A 23270-nucleotide genomic window follows, 5' to 3' on the forward strand; every position below is an offset into this window, starting at 1 on the left:
GGGGCGTGGACCGCTGCGGGGTGGGAACAGGCGGGGTTCAAGGCCCGACGGGAGGGGATGCGGGCCGGAGGCTGATGTGCGGGCTCACGGACGGTGGAGCGATCGGCTGGCCGTGACGAAAAGGCGCAGTGCAAGGGGACGAGGAGCCGCCTGGGGGCGGGGCGATGTGTGCGGCTGATTGTCAGACCATCCCGTGTGGCGCTCCGTTCGAACCGTCTCGTGTCGCGCTGCCGCTCGAACCGACTCGTGTGCGGCTGACGGCCGCACCATCTCGTGCGCGGCTGCCGCTCGAACCGTCTCGTGCGCGGCTGGTGGCTGGACCACCTCGTGCGCGGCTGTCGCCTCCGTCTTCGGCGTCCGCGAGCCGTGCGAAGCACGGCAGAAGCCTCGCCTGGAGGTGTGTTTCCGTCGGTCGGCCGGTGATTGGATCTTCCTGGGGGTTCTGTCGGGGTCAAGGGCGGGTTTTCCCTTGACCCCGGCAGGTTCGCCAGGTGCCCTTGAACAGGCCGTGAGACGGAAACACCCCAAGCACACAACCCCCAGCCTTCTGCGGGGTGAAGCGCCAGTGGGGCGCCAGCCAGGAGGGAGAGGCACCCCACCGTTTCCGGAGTGAGGCCCGGGGTCTGGGGCAGCGCCCCAGGAACTTACGCAAGGAACCCCAGCAGCCGCACGAGATGGAAGCGAACGACGGGAAGAAGGGCGCGTGCGCAGACGCGATGCGCGCGATGAATGCACGAGCTGGAAGCGCGATGAATGCGCGAGCTGGATGCAGGCCGTGGTGATGTGTGGCGGCGGCGAAGGGGCGGTGTCGAGATAGCGCCGAGCTTGCGGTGCCAAGGCGCCAAGGCGCCAAGGCGCCAAGACGCCAAGGCGCCGAAGACCCAGTGACTCCGAAAGCCCGGGATCCACGAGAGCGGACCGCAAACTTCCTGCAACTCACCGCTATTGACCCCCTCCACCTCACCTCCTACGTTCGGGACAGCCCCCACCACCGTCCCCACAGGAGCCCTCCCATGCGCCCCAAACCGGCGACCGCAGCCGCCCTCTGCCTCCCCCTCCTGGCCCTCACCCTCTTAGCCACCCCCGCCCACGCCACCCACGCCACCCCCACCCCCACCCCCGCCCCCGCCTCCCACGCCACCCCCGTCCCCGCCGCACACGTCCCCCACCCCCACCCCACCCTCCCCGCCAACGACGGCTGGGCCGCCGCCGGCCCCGGCACCACCGGCGGCTCCGCCGCCGCCCCCGCCAACGTCCACGTCGTGTCCACCCGCGCCGAACTCGTCGCCGCCCTCGGCGGCGACAACGCCACCAACAAGTCCAACGCCACCCCGAAGGTCATCCACGTCCGCGGCACCGTCGACGGCTTCGAGTCCCCCGACGGCACCCTCCTCACCTGCGGTGACCTCGCCGACCCCGAGTACTCCCTCGACGCCTACCTCGCCGCCTACGACCCCGCGGTGTGGGGCCGCGTGACGCCATCCGGTCCCCTGGAGCAGGCGCGGGTGCGGTCGGTGGCCAACCAGACCCGCCAGACCCAGATCAACCTCGGCCCCAACACGACGATCGTCGGCCTCGGCGGCGCGGTCCTGACCGGCTTGACGCTCATGGCCGACGGCGCGAGCAACGTCATCATCCGCAACATCACCTTCGACGACGCCCGCGACTGCTTCCCCGCCTGGTCGCCGACCGACGGCACCGACGGCAACTGGAACTCCCAGTACGACGGCATCTCGGTCCGCCGGGCCGAGAACGTCTGGGTCGACCACAACACCTTCACCGACGGCGACAACCCCGACAGCGCCCAGCCGATCCACTTCGGACGGCCCTACCAGGTCCACGACGGCGGCCTCGACATCACGCACACCGCCAGCCTGGTGACGGTCTCCTTCAACCGCTTCACCGATCACGACAAGGGCATGCTCATCGGCTCGTCCAACACCGTGGGGCCCGACGTCGGCAGGCTCAAGGTCACCGTCCACCACAACGTCTTCGACGGCGCCCTCCAGCGACTGCCGCGCGTCCGCTTCGGCCAGGTCGACGTCTACAACAACTTCTACCGCCTCACCGGGGACTACGCCTACGCGATCGGCGTGGGCGTGCAGTCGGCGGTGTACGCCGAGAACAACGCCTTCGTGCTCGCCGACGGCGCCGCGCCCGAGGATCTGCTCTACGACTGGGGCGGCACCGCCATCACCGAGAAGGGAAACCGCGTCGGCGACAGTGTCTGGTCCCTGCGGTCGGTGAGCCTGCTCGACGTCTACAACGCCGCCCACGAGCCCGATCTGGGAGCCGACGCCGGCTGGGTCCCGGCCCTGCGGCGCGGCCCGGTGCTCCCGGCCGCCGTCGTCCCGCTGGTTACCGCGCTGACCGCCGGCGCCGACCGCCTGATGATCTGAGATGCGCGTGCGCCCCGCCGGGAGGGCGGGGCGCACGCCGTCAGCTTCGCACCGGCTCAGCCGCGGCCACCGGGACCGCCGCCCGCTTGCCCGGCATCCCCAGCGCGGCCAGCGTCCCGGCGAACCCGAACGCGGCGACCACGCCCATCGCGGCCGTGAAGCCCGCAGCGAACTCCTCTCGCGACTCGTAGCCCCCGACCGTGGCGAAGACCGCGACGGCCACCGCGACACCGAGCACCCCGCCGAGGATCCGCAGCATCATGAACGCCCCCGACGCCTGCCCGATCTCCTGCGGCCGCACCGCGCCCACGACCGCCTTCTGCGCGGCCGGCATCGCCATCGTCAGACCGACTCCGCCCACGAGCAGCCCGGGCAGCAGCTCCGGATAGCTCGCGCCGGTGTCGGCGGCCAGCGCGATCCAGCCCATCCCGGCGGTCTGCATGATCAGACCGCCGACGACGAAGGCGCGCTCGCCGTAGCGGTCGGCGAGCCGGCCGGCGATCGGCGCGCAGATCATCAGCGTCGCCGTCCACGGCATCAGCCGCAGGCCTGCGCCGAGCGGCCCGGTGCCCTGCACGGTCTGGAAGTACTGGGCCAGGAAGAAGAGCGTGCCGTAGAGCGAGGCGAAGACGCAGAAGTTCGCCGGGTTGGCGGTGGCGAAGGCGCGCACACCGAAGAACCGCATCGGCAGCATCGGCGCGGCGGCCCGCCGCTCCCACAGCACGAAGCCGAGCAGCAGCGCGACACCGGCGGCCAGCGCACCGGTCACCTCGACGCTGTCCCAGCCCGCCGCGTTCCCGCAGACCAGCCCCCACACGACGCCGAAGGACGAACATCCGCCGGCGCCCGAAGCGGTCGCCGAGGGCCGCGCCGGTCAGCAGCAGTACCGCGAAGGTCAGGCTGTAGGCGTTGACGGTCCATTCGAGGGCCTCGACCGAGGCCGCGAGCTCCACCCGGATCGTGCCGAGCGTCGTCGTCACGACCTGGCTGTCGAGGGCCATCATGAAGGACGCCGGCGAGGCGAGTCCCAGGACCCAGGCCTGCCGGGGCGTCATGCGTTCTCTCTCGGTGTTCACGGTTCTCCTTTTGGGCAGGGGGAAGCGCGCGCGGAGCCGTCGGGCGTTCTGCGCATGGCGGATCGCGCCCCTCAGGGCGCCTGATGGGCGGGGCTCAGCCGCGCAGCGAGTGCGGGAGGCCGAAGCGGGTCAGCAGCGAGTTGTCGAGGAAACGCGTGATCGCCGCGATCCGCTCGCCGGACAGCGTCAGGAGGAGGACGCCGTGGGCGTGCAGGATCGGCGTGCGGGGGTCGCGCAGGTAGCAGCCGAAGGCGGGCTGGCCGTTGGCCGAGGTCGGGATGAGGACGTGCCGCGGGCAGTGCCGCAGTGCGACGGTCGCCAGGAAGTGCCGGACGTCCTCGTGTCCCTCGTAGACGAGGGGGAGCGGGGGCATGGTGAGGCGGGCGTCCTCGGTGAGCATGGCCACGACCGCGTCGACGTCGCCGGTCTGGAAGGCGCGGGTGAAGTCGTCGACTATCCGGCGCTCCTGGGGCGAGTCCGGCCGCGGCGGGGCCTCGGCGTTGAGTCTCGGCGCTCCGGCGAGCGCGGCCCGCGCCCTTCGCAGTGCGCTGGTCACCGCGTTCTCGGTGGTGTCGAGCATGGCGGCGACCTCGGCGGCGCGGAAGCCGAGGACGTCGCGCAGCACCAGGACGGCGCGCTGCCTCGGCGGCAGTTCCTGCAGGACGGCCAGGAAGGCCAGCGACACCGACTCGCGGGCCTCGTAGCGGGCCTCGGGTCCTGGGGCGCGGTCGACGATCCCTTCGAGGAGGGCGTCGGGGTAGGGCTGGAGCCAGCTCGGTTCGGCATGGCGGTGCGAGGGCTCGGGCAAGGGGACCTCCGGTCGGTAGGCCGGATGGTTCTGGGGCCGGCGGTTCTGCGACCGCAGCGCGTTGAGGCAGCGGTTCGTCGCGATCCGGTAGAGCCAGGTGCGCACCGACGCGCGTTCCTCGTAGCCGCCGATGCCGCGCCAGGCCGCCAGGAGCGTCTCCTGCAGAAGGTCCTCGGCGTCCTGTACCGAGCCGAGGATGCGGTAGCAGTGCACCTGGAGTTCACGCCGGTACGGCTCGACGAGTGCACGGAAGGCCTCGCCGCTGCCCGCCCGCGCCAGCGCCAGGCTGTCGTCGGGGGAGGGGGTGGCTCGCATGTCGGCTCCTTGCGGTCCGGTGGGCTTGTCGAATGGACCGACACCGCCGGGGCCGGAAAGTGGTCGCCGGAGGAACTTTAGAGCGCGGACGGGCGAGCGCGCCGCACGCTGTTGGCGTGCGACGCGCTCGGGTGCGGTCGTTCCCTGCGAGGGATTGGGGGTGGGGCCCCGTGTCAGGTGCGGTGCCAGCGGGCCTCGGCGACGCAGTAGCCCGCGAAGAGGATCAGGCCGAGGGCGACGACCGCCAGGAGCCAGCGTCCGGCGGGGGCTTCGGTGAGGGCGCGCAGGGCGCCGTCGATGCCCACGGCTTCCTTGGGGTCGTAGTCGATGGCGGCTTTGCCGATGAAGACTCCGGCGACGATCGCGATGACGCCGCGGGCGATGTAGCCGGCCTTGCCGAGGTTGGTCACCGGTCGCACCGCGCGGGGCGAGGTGACGTGCATGTCCTTCATGAACTTCTCGGTCCAGCCTTCGACGATCCACACGACACCGACGACGGCAAGGATGAGGGCGACCGCGAAGACCAGGATCTGCCCGGCGGGCAGTTCGAGAAGTTTCGCGGTCACGTCCTTCGACTGCGAGTCGGTGGAGGCGGCGTCCTTGCCCGCCAGCAGGAGACCGAGGATCGAGATCACCAGCAGGGTGTAGACGACCGAGCGCGCGACGGCCTCGACGCGGTCCTTGGTGTCGGTGCCGACGATGGCGTCGGCGACCTGCCAGATGACCAGCGCGGTGAGGCCGATGGCCATCACCCACAGGAGCACCGATCCGAACGGGGTCTCGGCGACGGTGTGGATGGCGCCGGACTTGTCGGCCTTCTTCGAGCTCGACTGGAAGGCGATGCCGAGCGCGAACACGCCCATGAGGACGTAGATGACTCCGCGGGAGGCGAAGCCGATCTTCGCGAGCTTCGCGATCGCCGGGTGGCGGGCCACGCGATGGGCGGTGCCTGAGGGGTTGGCAGTCATGGGGTTTCTCTCCTTCGGCGGCGAGGGGGCTACGGCCGCACGCCCGTTCGATACCCAGAACCGCCGGAGGGCATGCTGCGGGGCGCGGTGAGACCTGGCCGACAGGGGGAGAGTCCCCGGCGATCCGGTCGAGCCGGACAGTGAGCGGCGAGCGTGAGCCGTCAGTCCCGCCACAGCCATCGCAGCGCGTCCGGCAGGAGCACGCCGCCGTGGTTCGCGCTGTGCCCCCCGTCGCCGAGTACGAGCCGGAAGTCGTACCCGGCCTCGGCGAGCGCGGCTCCCACACGCAGGTTGTCGGCCAGCCAGTTCCGCTTCGGCTCGTTCCAGTTCAGGTCGCGGTGACCGGCCTGGAGAAAGATGCGAAGGGGTTTGCGCGGGACCTCGGCGACGAGGCGCGGATAAGGGTTGCCGTCCGGCATCTGCGCGAAGCTCGACAGGTAGCCGATGACCTTGCGGAACTTGTCGGGCCGCAGCCACGCGACGGTCAAGGAGCCGTTGCCGCCGCTGCTGCCGCCGCACAGCCCCCAGCGTTCGGGGTCGTCGGCGATCGCGTGGCGTTCGGTGACCCGCGGGATGATCTCGGTCAGCAGGAACTCGGCGTAGCGCTCGTCGAAGGCGTCGTACTCCTCGTTGCGGTTCTTCGGGTTCTCCGCGCCCTCGAAGACGCCCGGGTCGACGAACACGCCGACGGTGTAGGGGATGTCGCCGCGGTGGACGAGGTTGTCCAGCACGATCGCGCCGCGGACCTCGCCTTCGGGGTCGAGGTACCACCAGCCGTCCTGGAAGACCATCAGGGAGGCCGGTTTCGAGGGGTCGTATCCGGCGGGCAGGTGGATCCAGAACTTGCGGGACGTGCCCGGATAGATCACGCTGTCGCCCAAGGCGAACTCGGTGGTCTCGCCGGCCGGGACGTCCGGCCGCGCGAAGGAGTCCGGACCGTGTGCGTAGGTGACCTCGGACTGGTCGAGGGGGAGCGGCCGGTACGGGACCTGGGTGTTCACGGACGGAACCTATCGATCTCGGCACAATGATCGCCAAGGTTTTTCATGTCCACTATGGACGCCCACGCGTGAACGCGAACAACCTTCGGCCATCGACCTCGGCCGGTCGCCCAGTTCCTCTCAACCCTTTGGTCAGGTATACGACAAGTCCGATTATCTTCACAGTTTGTAGACATATTCTGACCCGCGTTGGACCGGACGTACGCGGACGAACCGCATGCTGGGTGGGGGTCGGGAACGGTGACCTTGACGACGGGGTCGACGCGCCGAAGGCGTCGCGGGGTGAGCGGATGATGGGGTACGCCAGGCATCGGCAGGCGAGTTCGGGGGAGCTCGTGATGAAGCTGCTCAGTCAGCTCGACGACGAGTCGCCGCAGGCGGGCGAGGAGTGGTGGATCGTCTGCTCGACGTGTCTCGGCCGTTTCGGGCGAGCCTGCTGTAGTCGGCCGGTGGCCGGGGACGTGATCTCACCCGCGGGCTGAGCGGTGCATAATCCGTGGCCAGCGGGGTATACCGAGTTCGACTCCACCTTCGAGGTCAAGCAGCGGCCTCCCGGGGGAGGGACCATCCGGATGGGGCCCGTGCCGAGTCGGCGAACGCTCTGAGAAGCGTTCGCGAACAATCTCAGCGAGGTCGGCGGTCGCCGCGCGGCGGCCGCCGACCCGCGTGACCCGAAATGTACCTATGATCATGGAATGGGACCCTTCGGTGACCTGAAGAGCAGGGGGCGCTGGCGCCTGCTGCTGGGACGCTCGGTTCCCTTCCTCCTGATGGTCGCCATCATCCTCGCCGACACGTCCACACCGGACGCCGAACGCTACGACCGCTTCCTCGTGGCCGCGCCCGCCCTGGCCGCGGCCACCTGGAACGTCGCGGGCACCCTGGCCACCGGCTTCCTCGCCGCCGGGGTCTCCCTCGCGCTCAGCGTGGCCGCGAGCGACCCCGTCGACGAGTCCTTCGCCGCGGGCCTGAGCGCGCTGCTGGCCGTGACCGCCGCGGCCGCCTGGTCCAGTTCGGTCCGCCGCCGGCGCGAGGACGACCTCTCCAACGCCCGCGCGGTCGCCGACGTGGCACAGCGCACGGTCCTGCGGCCGCTGCCGTCGCGCCTGGGCAGCACCGCCTTCCACCTGCTCTACGAGGCATCCGCAGAAGAGGCCCGCATCGGCGGGGACTTCTACAAGGCCCTGCGCACCCCTTTCGGCGTGCGCGTGATCCTCGGCGACGTCCAGGGCAAGGGCCTGGCGGCCGTCGACATCGCTGCCCTGCTCGCCAGCGCCTTCCGCGAGGCCGCCTACACCGCCGGCGACCTCGCCGAACTCGCCGACGCACTCGAACGCAGCATGCAGAACTACACCGAGCGCGCCCCCGAGGACGCCGACCGCTACGCCACCGTGCTCCTCGCGGAGATCCCCGAGGACCGCCCGGTCGTCCGCCTCCTCAGCTGTGGGCACCCCCCACCGCTGCTGCTGTCGGGAGACGACGTCGCCGAGGTCGAGTTCGCGATGCACTCGCCCGCGATCAACTTCGGCTGGCTGGCCAAGGCGCCGCACCACGTCGAGGAACTCCCCTTCGCGCCCGGAGACCGGCTGCTCATGTACACCGACGGCATCACCGAGGCGCGATCGGCACGCGGCGCCTTCTACCCGATGCGCGTTCGCATCGAACGGTGGCGCCGCGAGTCCGGGGACCGCATGCTCGCCCTCCTCCACGACGACCTCATCCACTTCGTCGGCCGCCGCCTCGACGACGACGTCGCGGCCCTCCTGGTCACCCGCCTCCCGGACGACTGACCGGGCCCACTATTCCCGGCGCGGCGGCCACGGCACGAAACCACTGGTCCGCCGCACGTAGGCGGCATAGCCTGGACGCTTCGACAGGTGCTCCTCCAGCAGCGGTTTCCCGGTCTTGCCCGCCAGGAAGTAGGTCATCGCCAAAGGCGCGACCACCGTCGCCGCCCCGAGCCAGCTCGAACACGCGGCCAGCAGGTACAGGCCCCACCAGACGCACGCGTCACCGAAGTAGTTCGGATGGCGGGTATAGCGCCACAGACCGGTGTCGAGGACCTTGCCCTTGTTGGACGGATCGCGGCGGAAGCGCGCGAGCTGCGCGTCGCCGACGGACTCGAACACCATCCCCAGCGACCACACCGCGACGCCCGCCAGCAGCCACGGCGTCGCCGCCGAACGATCGTATGAGGCGACCTGCACCGGCAGCGAGACGAACCAGACCAGCGCGCCCTGCAGCAAATAGACCATCCGCAGCGCGTAGAGATCCTTGTTCCCCGGCGCCTTCGCCAGCAGCCGTTCGTAGCGGGGATCCTCCGGCTCGCCGCGCCCGCGCCGGCCGATGTGGACGGCCAGACGCAGACCCCACACGACCGTCAGCCCGGCCGCCAGCGCCCGGCGCCACGGATCACCGTACCCGTCGGACAATACGAAGGTGACCGCCGCGACGCACGCGAACGCCACACCCCAGGCGACGTCCACGACCCGGTGCTTCCCGCCCGCCACACCCACCGCGAACGTCACCAGCAGGACCGCGAGGGCCACCGCCGCCGACACTCCCAGGTTCACCGCGAGCGCGGAGAGGTCAAACATCGCGCACCTCCCCGAGATCGGCCGTCATCCACCGCCGCGTCGGCGGCACCGACACCGCGCCCACCGCGTCGGGCCGCACCGCCAGGATCTGGTCGACGCCCATTCTCCCCTGCTCGAAGGCCAGCCGCCCGCCGACCAGGTACAGGCGCCACACCCGAGCCGTCTCCTCCCCGGCCAGCGCCGCGAAGTCGCCCCACCGGTCTTCCAGCGTGTTGATCCACACGTCCACCGTCCGCACATAGTGCTCCCGCATCGCCTCCACGTCGCGAACCTCCAGACCCGCCGACTCGATCAGGTCGACCGTCCGCCCGACCGGCCGCATGTGCATGTCCGGCGCGATATAGGTCTCGATGAACGGCCCACCGCCCGGTGCCGTCCCGGCCGCCCGCGACATCTGCTGCACCAGCAGCCGCCCTCCCGGCCGCAACCGCGAGCGCAGGAACTCCGCGAAGGCCGGATAGTTGCGCTCGCCGACGTGCTCGCCCATCTCGATCGTGGCGACGGCGTCGTACTCGCCCTCGGGGGATAGCCGCCAGTCGAGGTGGCGCACGTCGACCAGGCCACCGAGACCGAGTTCGGCGACGCGCCCGCTCACGTGCGCGTGCTGCTGTGCCGACAAGGTGATGGCGGTGACCTTCGCGCGGTACTTCGACGCCGCGTGCAGAGTGAGCGAGCCCCATCCGCAGCCGATGTCGAGCAGCCGCGAACCCGGCCGCAGGCCCAGCTTTCGGCATACGAGGTCCAGCTTGTCCCGCTGGGCCTCCTCCAGCCCGTACCCCGGCCCGTCCTCGGTCCAGTACGCACAGGAGTAGGCCATGCGCGGGTCGAGGAGCAGCCCGTAGAAGCGGTTGGAGAGGTCATAGTGGTGCCCGATGGCGGCACGGTCGCGCTCGGGACTGTTGACCTCGCCCTCCAGGTCCGCCGTCGCCGACGGAGCCTGCGGCTTCGGCCCGACCACGCCCAGGCGCACGGCGAGCCGGACGGCGGCCAGCCAGCCCCGCCCGCGCTGGGCCGCCGGCCGCCTGCCCCCGTTCGCGCCGACGGCCTTCCACACCCGCCGCAGGCCCTCCCCGAGGTCGCCGATCACGTCGAGATCCCCCGAGACGTAGGCGTGGGCCAACGCCAGCTCGGCCGGATACCACATCAGCCACCGCAGGGCCCGGGAGTTGTTGAGGACGACGACCGGCCCGTCCTGCGGGCCCGCGGCACTGCCGTCCCAGGCCTTGACGCCGACCGGCAGATCGATGCCCGCGAAGCGCCGCACGGCCTCGGCCAGCTCCTGTGCGTGGCTCACGGTTTCCTCCTGAGGGTGAACTGGTGGACGTCGAGGTATCCGCTGGTGAAACCCGCCTGCGAGTAGGCGAGGTAGAAGTCCCAGGTGCGGGCGAACAGATCGTCGAAACCGCGACGGGCGAGCCCGCCGGTCGCCTCGGCGAACCGGTGCCGCCACAGATCGAGGGTCCGCGCGTAGTCGGGACCGAAGGCGAGGTCGGAGTCGATCGCCAGCCCCGTGTGCCGTTCGAGGACCCGCTGGATCGCCGGTATCGAGGGGATGAGCCCGCCGGGGAAGATGTACTTGTGCATCCACGTGTAGGTGCGGCGGGTCGCGGCGAGGCGCTCGTCGGCCATCGTGATCGACTGGACGCCCGCGGTGCCGCCCGGCGCCAGGATCCGGTCGATCAGCCGGAAGTAGCCGGGCCAGTAGCGCTCGCCGACGGCCTCGACCATCTCGACGCTGACGATCGCGTCGTAGCGCCGTGAGGCGTCGAGGTCGCGGTAGTCGCGCAGTTCGATCGTCACACGGTCGGTGAGGCCGGCCCGCGCGACGCGCTCCTCCGCGCCGCGCAGCTGCTGCTCGGAGAGCGTGATGGTGTGCACGGTCGCGCCGCGCTCGGCCGCGCGAACGGCGAGCGCCCCCCAGCCGGTACCGATCTCGAGGAGCCGGGTCGAGGGCCCGACGCCGGTGGCGTCGAGGAGCCGGTCCATCTTCCGCAGCTGGGCGGCGGGGAGGTCCTGGCCGCCGTCGAACAGGGCCGAGGAGTAGGTCATGGACTCGTCGAGGAAGGCCCCGAAGAGGTCGTTGGACAGGTCGTAGTGGTGGCCGATGTTGCGGGCGGCGTTGGCGCGGGTGTTGTCCTGGCTTCCGGGCATCGCGGCGACGTAGAAGCGCCGCAGCCATTGCAGCCAGGCGGGAACGATCCCGGCGGCGTTCTCGGCGAGCCGCACCAGCAGCCCGTGGAGGTCGTCGCTGTCCCAGTCCCCGGCCTGGTAGGCCTCGCCGAAGCCGATGAGGCCGCCGGCTCCGACGCGTGCGAGGAAGCTCTCGGGGCGGTGGAGCGTCAGTGTCGGGGAGGGGCGAGGGGCGCCCGCGCGGTGCCCGTCGGGGTATTCGACGCCGAAGCCGAGCCGGTCGGCGGTGCGGCGCAGGAGTGCGGCGGCCACGGTGGCGCGAAACCGTGCGCGCGGTACGGAGCGCAGGTCGGGCCAGCGGTCAAGAGCGGTGGCCGGGTCGGCTGTTCGTGACACGGGTCGCCTTTCGGGAGTGCGGTCTTGGTCGCGGGATGATGGACAGGCCTTTGAGCAGGAGCCGGATGCCGTGCCACCGGATCGCCAGTGACACCGCGAGGGTGCTCAGGGGTCTGCGCGCCGCCTCGCGCAGGAGGGTCGAGGTTCCGGCCGGGATGCGCCGCCCTTTGACGGTGGCGGTCAGAGCGCGCCGGCCGTCGAGTTCGAGGTGGACGGTGAGGTCGAGGAGCCGTCCCGGCGCGGGCAGCCGGAGCGTGTAGCGGCCGTCGACGGGCAGGAACGGCGACACGTAGAAGGTCTTGTCGGCCCGCAGGCGGCCGTCGGTGTCGGGGCGGAGCAGGTAGCGGTGCCGGCCGCCGTAGGTGTTGTGGACCTCGGCGACGACGCAGACGAGCCGCCCGGCCGGATCGTGGCACCAGTAGACGCTCAGTGGGTTGAACACGTACCCGGCGACGCGCGCGTGGGTGAGCAGCAGGATCCGCCCGCCGTCGAGGTCGATGTCCTCGCCCGCCAGGTACTCGTCGACGCCGGATCGCAGGCCCGCGGTGCCCGCCGCGTCGGCGGCGAGCTGGTCGCTCGACCCGAAACCGGCGAGCAGGCGGAGGGGGCGGGGGACCTCGGGGACGGCGTCGAGGTCGAAGAGCCACATGTAGGTGCTGTGGCGCAGGGCGTGGCGTTCGACGTGCGTGCGTACGTGCCTCACCTCGCAGCGGTACAGCGACGCGCTCTTCGCCCAGCCGTTCATGACAGCTCCAGCAGCGCTTCGGCGGCCGCGAGTCCCGAGCGGCAGCCGTCCTCGTGGAAGCCCCAGCCGTGGTAGGCGCCGGCGAAGGCGGTGACACCGGTGTTGAGTCCGGGGAGGCGCCGCTGGGCGGCGACCGAGCGGTGTGTGTAGACCGGGTGCTCGTAGGACATGGACGCAACGACGCTGTCGGGCCTCACGCGCCGGGAGCCGCCGAGGGTGACGACCATCGGCGTCGGGGAATCCAGCCCTTGCAGGCGGTCCAGGTCGTAGCTGACCTGCGCGCCGCCGCTTCTCGCGTCGCAGGAGGGCAGGAGATAGTTCCAGGACCCGCGGACCCGCGGAGGCGGCAGGACGGAGTCGTCGGTGTGGAGGAGGGTGTCGTTGCGGGCGTACTCGAAGGCGCCGAGCACCGCCCGCTCGTTGTCGTCGGCGTCGGGCAGCATGGTCAGGGCCTGGTCGGCGTGGGTCGCGATGACCACGGAGTCGAAGCGCTCGACGCCGTCGGCGTCGTCGTGGACCTCGACTCGACGGCCCGGCGGACGGCACACCGCGCGAACGGGGGTCATCGTGCGCACGGCCGGGATCTGCTTGGCGATGCGCTCGACGTAGGTCCGTGAACCCCCGACCACGGTTCGCCAGCGCGGGGAGCCGCCGATGGAGAGCATCCCGTGGTTGGCGAGGAAGCGGAACAGGTAGGACGCCGGATAGTCGGTCGCCGAACCCGGCCCGCACGACCAGACCGCCGAGACCAGCGGGACGACGAAGTGCCGCGTGAAGTAGCGCGTGTGGCCCCCGGCGCGCACGAAGTCGCCGAGACTCGGCCCCTCCTCGCCGGACGCGAGGAGCGCGCGTGCCCGGCGGTGGAACAGTGGGATCTGGGCCAGCATCGCGAGGTAGCGCGCGCTGACGGCGTTGCGCCGCCGTCCGAACAGGCCCGCCGCGCCCCTCGCCCCGCAGTACTCGAGACCGCATCCACGGCAGGAGACCGACATGCTCATCTCGGTGGGCCGGGTGGCCACCCCGAGCTCGGCGAACATCGCGATGAGGTTCGGGTACGTCGACTCGTTGTGGACGATGAAGCCCGAGTCGACCGCCAGCGTGCGTCCACCGGCGACGACGTCGTGGGTGTGGGCGTGCCCGCCCAGGCGTGAGTCCTGCTCGTAGAGGGTGACCTCGGCATGCTCGCGTAGAGCGTAGGCCGCGGTCAGACCGGCGACGCCGGATCCGATGACGGCGATCCGCCGCGGGGTTTCCTTCGCGGACAACACGTGGCTCCCTTCACAGTTTCCTGGGAGGGATTCGATGCCGCCGTACGCCCGGATGGGTCAGTTGCCACGATTCCTGAACGGATTTTCTCGCCGTCGGCCCCGGCGGCTCAGTACGTCTCGCTAAAGGCCACGCTAGCGGCTGCCGACGGAAACGAAGGCCGCGTCGGGAGAAGAAGTCCGAGAACCCGCGGCATTGCGGACAGAAGCTGACCGCAACCGCCGTTACGGTGAGCAAGTCAGCAAGAAAAGGGGCCCCGGCCCCGCGAACCGAAGGCGGACACCATGGTCACCCACGTTCCCGCAGAGGCACCCGGCGACGAGCGCGGAGCCCTCCTCGGCTTCCTCGACGAGGCCCGCGGCGGCCTGCGCCGCGCCCTGCTCGGGCTCACCGACGAGCAGGCCGCGCAGAAGCCCAGTACCAGCGAACTGTCCCTCTCCGGCCTCGTCAAGCACGTCGCCGAGGTCGAGGAGAGCTGGATCGCCCGCGCCAAGGGGGTGGCGCCCGCCGTCGAGCGCACCGAGGCGAACTGGGACGAGTGCTTCCGTCTCGTCGGTGAGGAGACCGTCGCCTCACAACTCGCCTACTGGGACGAGGTCGCCGGGCGCACCGAGGAGTTCATCCGCTCCGCCGAGACCCTCGACCAGACCTTCCCCCTGCCCGACCAGCCCTGGTTCCCGAAGGAGGACGTCTCCCTGCGCTGGGTGCTGCTGCGCCTGATCAGCGAGGTCGACCGCCACGCCGGGCACGCCGACATCATCCGCGAGTCCCTCGACGGCAAGACGGCCTTCGAGCTCGTCGCCGAGGCGAGCGGCCAGAGCTGGAGCTGAGCGGCGGGCAGCCCCGGGCCGCCCGCCCGGGGCTCGCCGCCGAACCGGCGGTCACACGCGGTCGTAGACCAGGTCGAAGTCCTTGCGCCAGGTCGCGCCGGCGTCCTCGGAGGCCTCCCAGCGGCCGCTGATGCGGTCGGGCTCCACGGTGGCGACGAAACGCTGGTGGAAGTCGGGGTCGGCGCGGCTGAGCACCCAGTTCCCGCCGTCGAAGGTCATCTCGAAGACCCGGGAGACACCGCGGTCGTCGTGGTAGAGCGCGGTGTAGGCGTCCCGCGCGTCAGAGCGGCCCAGAACCATGTCGAGCTCGCCCTGGAGGGTCGTGCGCATGGCGATGAAGGCCTCGCCGATCCATTCGACGGTCGCCGAGCCGGTCACCTCGGTCCCCGCGGGTTCCAGGAACCAGGCGTCGGACAGGGTGATCCGCCACTGCCCGACCAGGCCTTCGAGCTCGGCCATCTTCGCGTTGCGCACCCGCCGCCCCCTTCGCGTCGCCGTGCGGCGGACCGGTGCGGACCGCCCGGCCCTCATGCTGTCAGAGGAGGCCGCGGCGGGCCAGGGTACGCGCCGATCGGGCCCGCGGGTGCGTGCGGTCGATACCCTGTGCCGCTCGATCCCTTAGCCCGCAAAGGATGTCAGCATGAGCGAGTTGGACGACGCGGTTCGCGCGTTCCGGGAGATCGACCTCGACGGCGACGGGTACATCACCGTCGCCGAGATGAAGAAGTACCACGAGGGGATCCTGGCGGGGGAGCAGATCGACCTGATCTTCAAGCTCACCGACGCCGACCACGACCGCCGCATCGACTTCCAGGAGTTCGCACCGGCCATCGCCGGCCGCTGACCCTTGCGCCCGCCCGGGTTTCGCTCCCACCCCGCTCGGGTAGGGGCGCAGTGACAACCCCTACGGAGGTGGGCAGGATGGCGCATTACAGTCGCCTCGCCAAGGTCGTCGTGGACGTTCCACCCGACGCGCATGCCGACGAACTCGACTTCTGGCAGGGTGCGGTCGGCCTGCCGATGACCCGATCGGAGGAGTCGCCGGAGTTCCACGGCGCGAAGCTGCGCGCGGAGCACTTCGGGATCCTGGTGCAGCGTCTCGACTTCGGCGAGCCGCGCGTCCATCTCGACATCCACACCGACGACGTGGAGGCCGAGGTCGAGCGCCTGGTCGCACTCGGCGCCAAGCGCGCCCGGCAGGTCAACGGGCTGTGGATCCTCCTCGACCCGGCGGGGATCCCGTTCTGTGTCATCCCGATGCCGCCGGAGACCTTCGACGAGGGCAACGCCACGCGCTGGGAGTAGCGCGCCGCGGCTCCTTGGAGACGGCGTTTCCCGGGCGCCGCCCACCAGTTCCCCATTCGCGGCGGAAGGCCCCGCGACCTTGCGGTCGCGGGGCCTTCGCGGGTGGCTTCGGGCAGGGTCAGCGGCGTCGTCGTCCACCGCGCATCGCCGAGACGGCGGCGACTCCGATCGCGGCGAGGCCGACCTGGAAGACGATCTCGATCCAGTCGATGCCGTCGGTGTTCTCGACGCCGACCGCCTGTGCGATGGCCGTACCGACCAGTGCGGCGATGATGCCGACCACGATCGTCAGCCAGATGGGGATGTTCTGCTTACCGGGCACGACCAGACGGCCGAGGACTCCGACGACCAGTCCGATGAGTATTGCGGAGATGATTCCCACTGGGGTCATGACGATCCTCCTGTCTCATGCGGATGAGGGGTTTTCCGCACAGTGGGATTGCCCGCTCCGCTCACCGCCGAAACCACTTCCGGCCGCGAACCGCGTGTTATTTCACGCGCGGCAGGATGTCGCGGCGCTAGAAGTGGTTCCTCCGATCGGGGGCGCTGGTGCGGTGCCGTCCGCTCTCACACCTCGTCGAACACCGAGTGGGTCCCGGCGAGAACTCGCCGGGACCCACTCGGTGCGCTCACGGCCCCACTGGGCCGAAACGATTCACATCACATGGTCGGCGGCGGGGTCTGGCTGGGGAAGGCACCGGTCTCGGTGCCGCGGGACTCGATGAAGGCCTTGAAGCGCTCCAGGTCGCCCTCGATGCGCATGCCGACCAGGCCGGTCGCGGCGCCCGCGGTCTCCGCGGCGCCCTCGGGCTCGAAGACCATCTGCAGGATGACGCGGGTCTCCTGGTCGCCGACGCGCTGGAAGTCGACCGCACCGGCCTGCTTCGGCCCGTCCAGGCTCTGCCAGGCGATGCGCTCGTCGGGGCGCTGCTCGACGATCTCGGCGTCGAACTCACGCTCGACACCGGCGATGCTGGTCTTCCAGTGGGTCCGCTCGGGTCCGAGCTGACGCACCTCGTCCACGCCGTCCATGAACTGGGGGAACGACTCGAACTGCGTCCATTGGTCGTAGGCGGTGCGCAGATCGACGTCGACGTTAACCGACTTCTCGTATGTCTTCTGCATCGCTTCCGTTCCGCTGCCGCGTGGGCAGCTATCGCGTTCGTTCGGACACCTGTGACCTACCCGGGGCGGCGCGCGCCAAACACTCCCCGCGACGGCGTCACCGCATGAATCGGCGCCGAGCGGGTAACCCGATCATGACGCCGCCGGTTCCGGCGGCTTCGTTCGTTATCCCCGAAGATCAAGGGAGCAAACCTGATGCACCACGGCCACCCCCGTACTGAACAGGCAAGACGCCGACGAGAAGGCACCGCCACGGCTGCCGGCGAGAGGCGGTGACGGCGATGAAGAAGAACATCTTCGTCCTCGGCATGACCGCCGTCCAGCTCGACGAGCTGCGCACCGTCGACGGCAGCGAGAACTACGAGTTCCACGACCTCCTCGGCTACGAGCGCCTGGTCAAGACCACCGGGGTCGACTTCGGCGAACTGCTCGCCGAGGCCCGCGCCGAACTGGACCGCTTCGACGGCACCGTCGACGCGATCGTGACCCACTGGGACTTCCCGGCGAGCATCATCGGCCCTCTCCTCGCGCGCGAGCACGACCTACCCTCGCCGTCGCTGGAGAGCCTCCTCAAGTGCGAGCACAAGTACTGGAGCCGCCTCGAACAGAAGGTCTCCATCCCCGAGTGCGTCCCGCGCTTCGCCTCCTTCGACCCCTTCGACGACGACCCGCTCGCCGCAGTCGACCTCGACTTCCCCTTCTGGGTCAAGCCGGTCAAGTCGCACTCCTCCGACCTGGGCTTCGAGGTCCGCGACGCCGAGCAGTTCAACGCCGCCGTCGCCGAGATCCGGGCCGGCATCGGCGAGATCGGCGACGCGTTCAACGAGGTGCTCGACATGGTGGACCTGCCGCCCGAGCTGGCCGGGGCCGACGGCAACACCTGCCTCGCCGAACAGTTCGTCACCGGCGTGCAGGCTGCCCCCGAGGGCACCGTGTTCGCCGGGAGCTACTCCGTCCACGGAGTCCTCGACATGCACAAGGACGCCGCCGGGACGAGCTTCGAGCGCCTCGACTACCCCGCCGACAGCGTCCCCGCCGAAGTCCAGCGGCGGATGATCGACGCCACCGAGCGCTTCCTGCGCCACATCGGCTTCGACAACGGTGCCTTCAACGCCGAGTACATGTGGGACGAGGAGGCCGACAAGATCTGGCTGATCGAGGTCAACACCCGCATCTCCCAGTCCCACAGCGAACTCTTCGCCCACGTCGACGGCGTGTCCAACCACACCGTCGCCATCGACATCGCCCTGGGTCGCGAGCCCCGCATGCCGCACCGAAAGGGCGAGTACGCCGTCGCCTCGCAGTGCATGATCTTCCACGACGAGGACGCCCTCGTCACCAAGATCCCCGGCCGGCGCGACAAGGAGAGCATCGCCGAGCGCTATCCCGGGACCCGCCTGACCCTCCAGGTCACCGAGGGAGACCGGCTGTCGGAACTGCCGCACCAGGACAGCTACCGCTACATCATCGGCAAGCTCTACATCGGAGCCCGCGACCGCGCCGAACTCCAGAAGCACTACGACGAGATCGTCGCCGGCCTGCCCTTCGAATTCGCGCCCGTACCGGGCGGGGAGGACGCCTCATGAGGATCGTCACCGACCTGCCGCACCAGGTCCGCGACATCGAGAACACCTTCATCACCATGCGCGACGGCAAACGCCTCGCCGCTCGGATCTGGCTGCCCGTCGACGCCGAGGAGAACCCCGTCCCCGCCGTCCTGGAGCACATCCCCTACCGCAAGCGCGACGGGACGCGGGCGCGCGACGCCGCCAACCATCCCTACATCGCCGGCCACGGCTACGCCTGCGTCCGTGTCGACATGCGCGGCAGCGGCGACTCCGACGGCGTACTCGTCGACGAGTACCGCCCGCAGGAGCACGAGGACGCCGAGGACGTCATCGCCTGGCTGGCCGAGCAGCCGTGGTGCGACGGCGGCGTCGGCATGATGGGCATCTCCTGGGGCGGCTTCAACAGCCTCCAGATCGCCGCCCGCCGGCCGCCCGCCCTCAAGGCGATCATCAGCGCCTCGGCGACCGACGACCTCTACGTCGACAACATGCACTACATGGGCGGCTGCCTGCTCGCCGACAACCTGTCGGAGGCCACGGTGATGTTCGCGGCGAACTCCCAGCCGCCGGACCCCGCCGTCGTCGGCGACCGCTGGCGGGAGATGTGGCGCGAGCGGCTGGAGGACAGCGGCCTGTGGCTGGAGACGTGGCTGTCGCACCAGCGGCGTGACGGCTACTGGAAACCAGCCTCGGTCTGCGAGGACTACGGCGATGTTCGGGTGCCGGTCATGGCCGTCGGCGGGTGGGCCGACGGCTACACCAACGCGATCTTTCGGCTGCTGGAGCACCTCGACGTGCCGCGCAAGGGCCTCATCGGGCCGTGGGGGCACAAGTACCCGCACTTCGGCGTTCCCGGACCGGCGATCGGCTTCCTCCAGGAGGTCGTGCGCTGGTGGGATCACTGGCTCAAGGGGATCGACACCGGGCTCATGGACGAGCCGATGCTGCGCGCCTGGATGCAGGACAGCGTCACGCCCGCGCCGAGTTACGCCGATCGGCCCGGCCGCTGGGTCGCCGAGGAGTCCTGGCCCTCCCCGAGCATCGAGCGGCGCGAGTACCGGCTGCGGCGGCACGGCATCGAGCACGGCGACGTCCGGGCCGAGGCGGGCACCGACGTGACCCTCCAATCGCCGCTGAGCGTCGGCATGTTCGCGGGCAAGTGGGCCTCCTACGCGGCCACCCCGGACCTGCCCTTCGACCAGCGCGAGGAGGACGGCGGCGCCCTGGTCTTCGAGATGGAGCCGCTGCAGGAGCCGATGGAGCTCTTCGGGCTGCCGACGGCGTCCTTCGAGGTCTCGGCCGACAAGCCTGTCGCGCAGCTGGCGGTGCGGCTGTCCGACGTCGCGCCCAACGGGGAGGCGACGCGCTTCACCTACGGGCTGCTGAACCTCACCCACCGCGACGGCAGTGAGAACCCGCAGCCGCTGGAGCCCGGCCGCCGCTACCGCGTCGACGTCCCCCTCAACGGCACCGCGCAGACCATCCCCGCCGGTCACCGGCTCAGGCTTTCGGTGTCGACCTCCTACTGGCCGCTGGCGTGGCCGGCGCCGGAGGGTGCGACAGTGCGGTTCACGGCGGGCGCGAGCACGCTCACCCTGCCGGTGCGCACCCCGCGTGACGAGGACGAGAAGCTGCGCGAGTTCGCCGAACCCGAGATCACCGAGCCGCTGGCCGTCTCCCAACTGGAGGCGGGCGAGCACCACTGGCGGGTCTCCCGCGACCTGGCGACCGGTGTGTCCACGCTCGAAGTCGTCAACGACCAGGGCAGGCAGCGCATCGAGGAGACCGGGACGGTCCTCAGTCGCGACAACCGCGAGTGGTACAGCTTCCGCTGGAACGAGGTCACCTCGGTGCGCGGTGAGACCCGCACCGTCCGCCGCTTCGAACGCGACGACTGGCGGGTCGAGATCGTGACGCGGACCGTGCTGACCTCGACGGCCGAGGAGTTCGTGATCACCGCCCAGCTCGACGCCTACGAACTCGATGCCGACCGGGGGAACCCGCGCGTCCACTCGCAGAACTGGCACCGCTCGATCCCCCGCGACCTGGTATGACGCCGATTGGGTCGCCGTGAGGCCGGGTATAGGGGGACGGTGAGACTGCGACGTGTCGAGCCCTATGGCCCCGGCTTCACCAGGCGCCGTAGCGGTCGCGGGTTCAGCTATGTGGACGACCACGGCAACGTCTGCCGCGACGCCGGGTTCAAGGAGCGCGTCAAGGAACTCGTCATCCCGCCGGCCTGGCACGAGGTGTGGATCTGCGCCGACCCGGCCGGCCACATCCAGGCCGTGGGCTTCGACGACGCCGGCCGGCGCCAGTACCTCTACCACCCGGAGTGGCGCGAGCAGCGCGACCTCGCCAAGCACGACCGGGTCCTGGAGCTCGCCGCGTGTCTGCCGGTCTTCCGCCGGAAGGTGAGCGGCGACCTCCAGGGCCGCGGTGCCACCCGGACGAGGGTCCTGGCCGCCGCGCTGCGCTGCGCGACGCCTACGTCGACCCGCGGGTGGTGGAGGCCTGGGAGAACGGGCGCACGGCCGGCAAGGGCGCCGGGGAGGCCGCGGTCCGGTGCCTGCTGGAGAAGACGCGCTCCTGAGCGAACCCGGACCTCTCCGGCATCGCGCTCACCGGCCACGGTGACCCTCCGCGTCGCGCGGGCGCGCTGGACGGCCGGCGCCGCGGCTATTCCCTGAACTCCACGTACTCGATGATCGCGCCGCCACCGTGCCGCACGGTCAGGTTCCGGCCGGTCGGGACCTCGTTGGGCCCGTCGAGCACCTCTCCACCGGACTCGGCGACCACCGCGAGCACCTTGGCGAGGTCGGTGACGATCGCCGTCGCGTGGGTCGCCCGGAAGGGCGCGAGGGCGGCGGGCGTGCCGGCGACGGCCAGGAAACCCCCGACCTCGGCGAGTTCGAGGTCCAGGTAGTCGAAACGCAGTTCGGCCTCCCGGCCGGCCAGCGCGGCGAGCACCGGCAGAGCCGTGTCGAGGTCGTCGACGTAGAGCCGTCCGTAGACCTCCTTGATCGTCCCCGCCGGAGCTTCGGCGCCGAAGACCTTCTCCCGCAGCGCCTGTCGCCACTCGACGTACTCGACGATCGCCCCGCCGGGCTGGCGGGCGGTGAAGCCGCGGCCGTTGGGGGCGTCGAAGGGCTCTTCCAGCAGCTCGGCGCCGTGCGCTTCGAGGATGCGGCGGGCCGCGTCGAGATCGTCGACGACCGCGGTCGCGTGGGTCGACCGGAAGGGTGCCAGCGCCTCGCCGTCACCGGCGATCAGCAGCAGACCGCCGAGGCCCGCGAGCTCCAGCCCGGCGAAGGACTCCCGCCAGCGCGGTCCCTCGCCGACCAGCGAGGAGAGCACCGGCAGGGCCGCGTCGAGGTCATCGACGTAGACGCGGGCGTAGGTCTTCAGAACGGCCACGCCGTCTCCTTATTTCGACTTTCCCGAAATGATGGAACGAGCGCGATACTATGGCCCACCGCAGGCGAGGAGGAAGCGGTTGAGAGCGCAGTCACAGCCCCGGATCGAGGACGTGGAACTCGCGTCGGTCCTGCACGCCCTCGGCGACAGCGTCCGCATCGACCTGGTCCGCCGGATGGCCGCCGACGGGGAGTGCCCGTGCAGCCCGCCGGACCTCGACGTGCCCCGCTCGACCCTCTCCAACCACTGGCGGATCCTGCGCGAGGCCGGCCTCACCGACACTCGCGCACTCGGGAAGGCACGCTGCATGAGCCTGCGGCGCGGCGAGCTCGACGCACGCTTTCCCGGCGTGCTCGCCGCCGTGATCGCCTGCGCCGAGGCTTAGGGCTCGTCGGGTGGGTTGCGGATGCCGAAGGCCCCGCAGAGATCAACCGGAAACGCCGTGGGAGCTACCCGAGGCGTCCGTAGGCGGCCAGCGTGCGAACCGCTTCGAGGGTCACCACACCGCGCCACTCGGCGAGGGCCTCCTCACCCGGAGGGGTCCAGGTGATGGGCCAGCCGCCGTCGGGTTCCTGGCCGTCGCTCAGATGGTCGAGGTGGGCGTCGATCTGGGCCTCGGTGAAGGCCGTGCGCCACGGCGACTCGGGGGTCGGCGCGATGTGCAGCGGCGTCAGGCCGTAGCCGGGTGCGTCGGCGTCGGCGTGGAACATGTCCTGCGCGACGAGGTGGGCCAGCAGTGCCGGCGCGTGGCGTTCGGCGCGCTCGCGGTCGGGGACGTGTTCGAGGAAGTGGAGCAGTTCCCAGAGGGAGTGGACGCCGTCGGGCGTCGGCTCGGATTCGAGGTAGCGCCAGCAGTACCCGGCGGCGGTCTCGCGCCAGGGGTGCTCGGCCCCGAGCCGGTACAGCAGGCTCACGAGACCCGCGGTGGGGTTGACGTCGGGCCGGTAGGTCCACTCCGACCAGTGCTCGGCGCGCGGGTGCGCCTCGATCACCGGGAAGGCGAGCGGGACGGCGCCGTTGCCGTCGCTGACGCCGGCGAGGTAGTCGCAGGCGCCCTCGACCAGCTCGGGAGCATCGGCGCCGGCGTCCGCCAGAGCGCCGAGGGCGACCTCGGCGTAGATGGGAAGGCTGTCGGGACAGCGCGTGTCGGGTTCGAGGCCGTGCCCGAAGCCGCCGTCGGGGTTGCGATAGACGCGCAGCGCGTCGACGACGGCCGTGGCGGGGCCGTTGTGGAAGCGTGCGGCGAAGAGGTGCCGCTCCAGGGGGCGGGCGTGCGCGTCGATGAAGTGTTCGGCGGCGGCGAGCTGAGCGTCCATGTCGGGCA

24 protein-coding genes and 1 pseudogene are annotated in these 23270 nt (G+C 70.8%); 10 read left to right on the forward strand and 15 right to left on the reverse strand.

All coding sequences use genetic code 11. The features are described 5' to 3' along the window. The first annotated feature begins 1013 nt into the window (after positions 1-1013). Positions 1014-2399, forward strand: coding sequence for a polysaccharide lyase family 1 protein (locus tag AB0I28_RS12990; protein WP_357492711.1), 1386 nt, complete (start codon positions 1014-1016; stop codon positions 2397-2399). 40 nt (positions 2400-2439) lie between these two features. Here the strand turns inward: AB0I28_RS12990 and AB0I28_RS12995 are convergent, their stop codons facing one another. The 5 genes and pseudogenes from AB0I28_RS12995 to AB0I28_RS13015 form a co-directional block, all read right to left on the reverse strand. Then, positions 2440-3216, reverse strand: coding sequence for an MFS transporter (locus AB0I28_RS12995; RefSeq protein WP_357492713.1), 777 nt, complete (start codon positions 3214-3216; stop codon positions 2440-2442). A 67-nt stretch (positions 3217-3283) separates the two neighbouring features. Continuing rightward, positions 3284-3454, reverse strand: a pseudogene (locus AB0I28_RS13000) (MFS transporter); the annotation flags it as partial. 115 nt (positions 3455-3569) lie between these two features. After that, entirely contained in the window at positions 3570-4598 is a 1029-nt protein-coding gene (locus AB0I28_RS13005; RefSeq protein WP_357492715.1) for a sigma-70 family RNA polymerase sigma factor, read from the reverse strand. Between the two features lie 173 nt (positions 4599-4771). After that, positions 4772-5566: a DUF1206 domain-containing protein gene (locus tag AB0I28_RS13010; RefSeq protein ID WP_357492717.1), complete on the reverse strand. Its 795-nt coding sequence runs from the start codon at positions 5564-5566 to the stop codon at positions 4772-4774. Between the two features lie 161 nt (positions 5567-5727). Then, entirely contained in the window at positions 5728-6567 is an 840-nt protein-coding gene (locus AB0I28_RS13015; protein ID WP_357492719.1) for an alpha/beta hydrolase-fold protein, read from the reverse strand. Positions 6568-6905: 338 nt separating this feature from the next. Between AB0I28_RS13015 and AB0I28_RS13020 the strand changes: the two genes are divergently transcribed. Next, on the forward strand, positions 6906-7049 hold the full coding sequence (locus AB0I28_RS13020; protein ID WP_357492721.1) for a hypothetical protein: 144 nt from the start codon (positions 6906-6908) through the stop codon (positions 7047-7049). Between the two features lie 213 nt (positions 7050-7262). Continuing rightward, on the forward strand, positions 7263-8357 hold the full coding sequence (locus tag AB0I28_RS13025) for a PP2C family protein-serine/threonine phosphatase (RefSeq protein ID WP_357492723.1): 1095 nt from the start codon (positions 7263-7265) through the stop codon (positions 8355-8357). A gap of 9 nt (positions 8358-8366) precedes the next feature. On the opposite strand, the gene AB0I28_RS13030 is transcribed toward AB0I28_RS13025, so the two are convergent. The 5 genes from AB0I28_RS13030 to AB0I28_RS13050 are packed head-to-tail and all read right to left on the reverse strand — an operon-like array spanning position 8367 to position 13700. Then, positions 8367-9164, reverse strand: a complete 798-nt coding sequence (locus AB0I28_RS13030) for a DUF1295 domain-containing protein (protein WP_357492725.1) — start codon at positions 9162-9164, stop codon at positions 8367-8369. After that, on the reverse strand, positions 9157-10458 hold the full coding sequence (locus tag AB0I28_RS13035; protein ID WP_357492727.1) for a cyclopropane-fatty-acyl-phospholipid synthase family protein: 1302 nt from the start codon (positions 10456-10458) through the stop codon (positions 9157-9159). Before AB0I28_RS13035 ends, AB0I28_RS13030 begins: the two co-directional genes overlap by 8 nt. Further along, complete coding sequence (locus tag AB0I28_RS13040) at positions 10455-11690, reverse strand: cyclopropane-fatty-acyl-phospholipid synthase family protein (protein ID WP_357492729.1); 1236 nt, start codon at positions 11688-11690, stop codon at positions 10455-10457. Before AB0I28_RS13040 ends, AB0I28_RS13035 begins: the two co-directional genes overlap by 4 nt. Next, positions 11656-12435: a DUF1365 domain-containing protein gene (locus tag AB0I28_RS13045; RefSeq protein WP_357492731.1), complete on the reverse strand. Its 780-nt coding sequence runs from the start codon at positions 12433-12435 to the stop codon at positions 11656-11658. Before AB0I28_RS13045 ends, AB0I28_RS13040 begins: the two co-directional genes overlap by 35 nt. After that, entirely contained in the window at positions 12432-13700 is a 1269-nt protein-coding gene (locus AB0I28_RS13050) for an FAD-dependent oxidoreductase (protein WP_357492733.1), read from the reverse strand. Before AB0I28_RS13050 ends, AB0I28_RS13045 begins: the two co-directional genes overlap by 4 nt. 285 nt (positions 13701-13985) lie before the next feature. On the opposite strand from AB0I28_RS13050, the gene AB0I28_RS13055 reads away from it, so the two are divergent. Further along, positions 13986-14531, forward strand: a complete 546-nt coding sequence (locus AB0I28_RS13055) for a DinB family protein (RefSeq protein WP_357492735.1) — start codon at positions 13986-13988, stop codon at positions 14529-14531. Between the two features lie 51 nt (positions 14532-14582). Here AB0I28_RS13055 and AB0I28_RS13060 read toward each other — a convergent pair whose 3' ends face one another. Further along, on the reverse strand, positions 14583-15005 hold the full coding sequence (locus AB0I28_RS13060) for a hypothetical protein (protein ID WP_357492737.1): 423 nt from the start codon (positions 15003-15005) through the stop codon (positions 14583-14585). A 166-nt stretch (positions 15006-15171) separates the two neighbouring features. On the opposite strand from AB0I28_RS13060, the gene AB0I28_RS13065 reads away from it, so the two are divergent. Together AB0I28_RS13065 and AB0I28_RS13070 are read left to right on the forward strand one after the other, a co-directional pair. Next, a complete protein-coding gene (locus AB0I28_RS13065) occupies positions 15172-15375 on the forward strand; it encodes an EF-hand domain-containing protein (RefSeq protein ID WP_357492739.1) in 204 nt (67 codons plus the stop codon). Positions 15376-15452: 77 nt separating this feature from the next. Further along, positions 15453-15836 carry a VOC family protein gene (locus AB0I28_RS13070; RefSeq protein WP_357492741.1) on the forward strand — a complete coding sequence of 128 codons (384 nt, stop codon included), beginning with the start codon at positions 15453-15455 and terminating at the stop codon, positions 15834-15836. A 118-nt stretch (positions 15837-15954) separates the two neighbouring features. On the opposite strand, the gene AB0I28_RS13075 is transcribed toward AB0I28_RS13070, so the two are convergent. Next, positions 15955-16227, reverse strand: coding sequence for a GlsB/YeaQ/YmgE family stress response membrane protein (locus AB0I28_RS13075; protein ID WP_357492743.1), 273 nt, complete (start codon positions 16225-16227; stop codon positions 15955-15957). A 269-nt stretch (positions 16228-16496) separates the two neighbouring features. Continuing rightward, the gene (locus tag AB0I28_RS13080) at positions 16497-16961 is read right to left on the reverse strand and encodes an SRPBCC family protein (RefSeq protein ID WP_357492745.1); all 465 of its coding nucleotides are present in this window, start codon (positions 16959-16961) and stop codon (positions 16497-16499) included. 281 nt (positions 16962-17242) lie between these two features. Here AB0I28_RS13080 and AB0I28_RS13085 point away from each other — a divergent pair, with 281 nt between their 5' ends. The 3 genes from AB0I28_RS13085 to AB0I28_RS13095 are packed head-to-tail and all read left to right on the forward strand — an operon-like array spanning position 17243 to position 21219. Next, positions 17243-18547 (forward strand): ATP-grasp domain-containing protein, encoded by a 1305-nt coding sequence (locus tag AB0I28_RS13085; RefSeq protein WP_357492747.1) that lies wholly within the window; start codon positions 17243-17245, stop codon positions 18545-18547. Then, positions 18544-20583: a CocE/NonD family hydrolase gene (locus tag AB0I28_RS13090; RefSeq protein WP_357492749.1), complete on the forward strand. Its 2040-nt coding sequence runs from the start codon at positions 18544-18546 to the stop codon at positions 20581-20583. The genes AB0I28_RS13085 and AB0I28_RS13090 overlap by 4 nt, the downstream gene beginning before the upstream one ends. 39 nt (positions 20584-20622) lie before the next feature. Continuing rightward, positions 20623-21219: a hypothetical protein gene (locus AB0I28_RS13095; RefSeq protein WP_357492751.1), complete on the forward strand. Its 597-nt coding sequence runs from the start codon at positions 20623-20625 to the stop codon at positions 21217-21219. On the opposite strand, the gene AB0I28_RS13100 is transcribed toward AB0I28_RS13095, so the two are convergent. Next, positions 21209-21946, reverse strand: coding sequence for a hypothetical protein (locus tag AB0I28_RS13100; RefSeq protein WP_357492753.1), 738 nt, complete (start codon positions 21944-21946; stop codon positions 21209-21211). The two genes, AB0I28_RS13095 and AB0I28_RS13100, sit on opposite strands and share 11 nt — an antisense overlap. 79 nt (positions 21947-22025) lie before the next feature. Between AB0I28_RS13100 and AB0I28_RS13105 the strand changes: the two genes are divergently transcribed. Then, positions 22026-22331, forward strand: a complete 306-nt coding sequence (locus AB0I28_RS13105) for a transcriptional regulator (protein ID WP_357492755.1) — start codon at positions 22026-22028, stop codon at positions 22329-22331. A 64-nt stretch (positions 22332-22395) separates the two neighbouring features. Here AB0I28_RS13105 and AB0I28_RS13110 read toward each other — a convergent pair whose 3' ends face one another. Further along, positions 22396-23262 (reverse strand): hypothetical protein, encoded by an 867-nt coding sequence (locus tag AB0I28_RS13110; protein ID WP_357492757.1) that lies wholly within the window; start codon positions 23260-23262, stop codon positions 22396-22398. Between the last annotated feature and the right edge of the window lie 8 nt (positions 23263-23270).

Origin of the sequence: Phytomonospora sp. NPDC050363 (assembly GCF_040655735.1) — a bacterium.
Taxonomy (GTDB): domain Bacteria; phylum Actinomycetota; class Actinomycetes; order Mycobacteriales; family Micromonosporaceae; genus Phytomonospora.

Excerpts from the sequence above, each read along its gene's own strand:
- AB0I28_RS12990 (WP_357492711.1), top strand. The coding sequence starts at position 1,014 with ATGCGCCCCAAACCGGCGACCGCAGCCGCCCTCTGCCTCCCCCTCCTG.
- AB0I28_RS13005 (WP_357492715.1), bottom strand. The coding sequence starts at position 4,598 with ATGCGAGCCACCCCCTCCCCCGACGACAGCCTGGCGCTGGCGCGGGCG.
- AB0I28_RS13010 (WP_357492717.1), bottom strand. The coding sequence starts at position 5,566 with ATGACTGCCAACCCCTCAGGCACCGCCCATCGCGTGGCCCGCCACCCG.
- AB0I28_RS13020 (WP_357492721.1), top strand. The coding sequence starts at position 6,906 with ATGAAGCTGCTCAGTCAGCTCGACGACGAGTCGCCGCAGGCGGGCGAG.
- AB0I28_RS13025 (WP_357492723.1), top strand. The coding sequence starts at position 7,263 with ATGGGACCCTTCGGTGACCTGAAGAGCAGGGGGCGCTGGCGCCTGCTG.
- AB0I28_RS13030 (WP_357492725.1), bottom strand. The coding sequence starts at position 9,164 with ATGTTTGACCTCTCCGCGCTCGCGGTGAACCTGGGAGTGTCGGCGGCG.
- AB0I28_RS13045 (WP_357492731.1), bottom strand. The coding sequence starts at position 12,435 with ATGAACGGCTGGGCGAAGAGCGCGTCGCTGTACCGCTGCGAGGTGAGG.
- AB0I28_RS13055 (WP_357492735.1), top strand. The coding sequence starts at position 13,986 with ATGGTCACCCACGTTCCCGCAGAGGCACCCGGCGACGAGCGCGGAGCC.
- AB0I28_RS13065 (WP_357492739.1), top strand. The coding sequence starts at position 15,172 with ATGAGCGAGTTGGACGACGCGGTTCGCGCGTTCCGGGAGATCGACCTC.
- AB0I28_RS13070 (WP_357492741.1), top strand. The coding sequence starts at position 15,453 with ATGGCGCATTACAGTCGCCTCGCCAAGGTCGTCGTGGACGTTCCACCC.
- AB0I28_RS13075 (WP_357492743.1), bottom strand. The coding sequence starts at position 16,227 with ATGACCCCAGTGGGAATCATCTCCGCAATACTCATCGGACTGGTCGTC.
- AB0I28_RS13080 (WP_357492745.1), bottom strand. The coding sequence starts at position 16,961 with ATGCAGAAGACATACGAGAAGTCGGTTAACGTCGACGTCGATCTGCGC.
- AB0I28_RS13085 (WP_357492747.1), top strand. The coding sequence starts at position 17,243 with ATGAAGAAGAACATCTTCGTCCTCGGCATGACCGCCGTCCAGCTCGAC.
- AB0I28_RS13090 (WP_357492749.1), top strand. The coding sequence starts at position 18,544 with ATGAGGATCGTCACCGACCTGCCGCACCAGGTCCGCGACATCGAGAAC.
- AB0I28_RS13110 (WP_357492757.1), bottom strand. The coding sequence starts at position 23,262 with ATGGACGCTCAGCTCGCCGCCGCCGAACACTTCATCGACGCGCACGCC.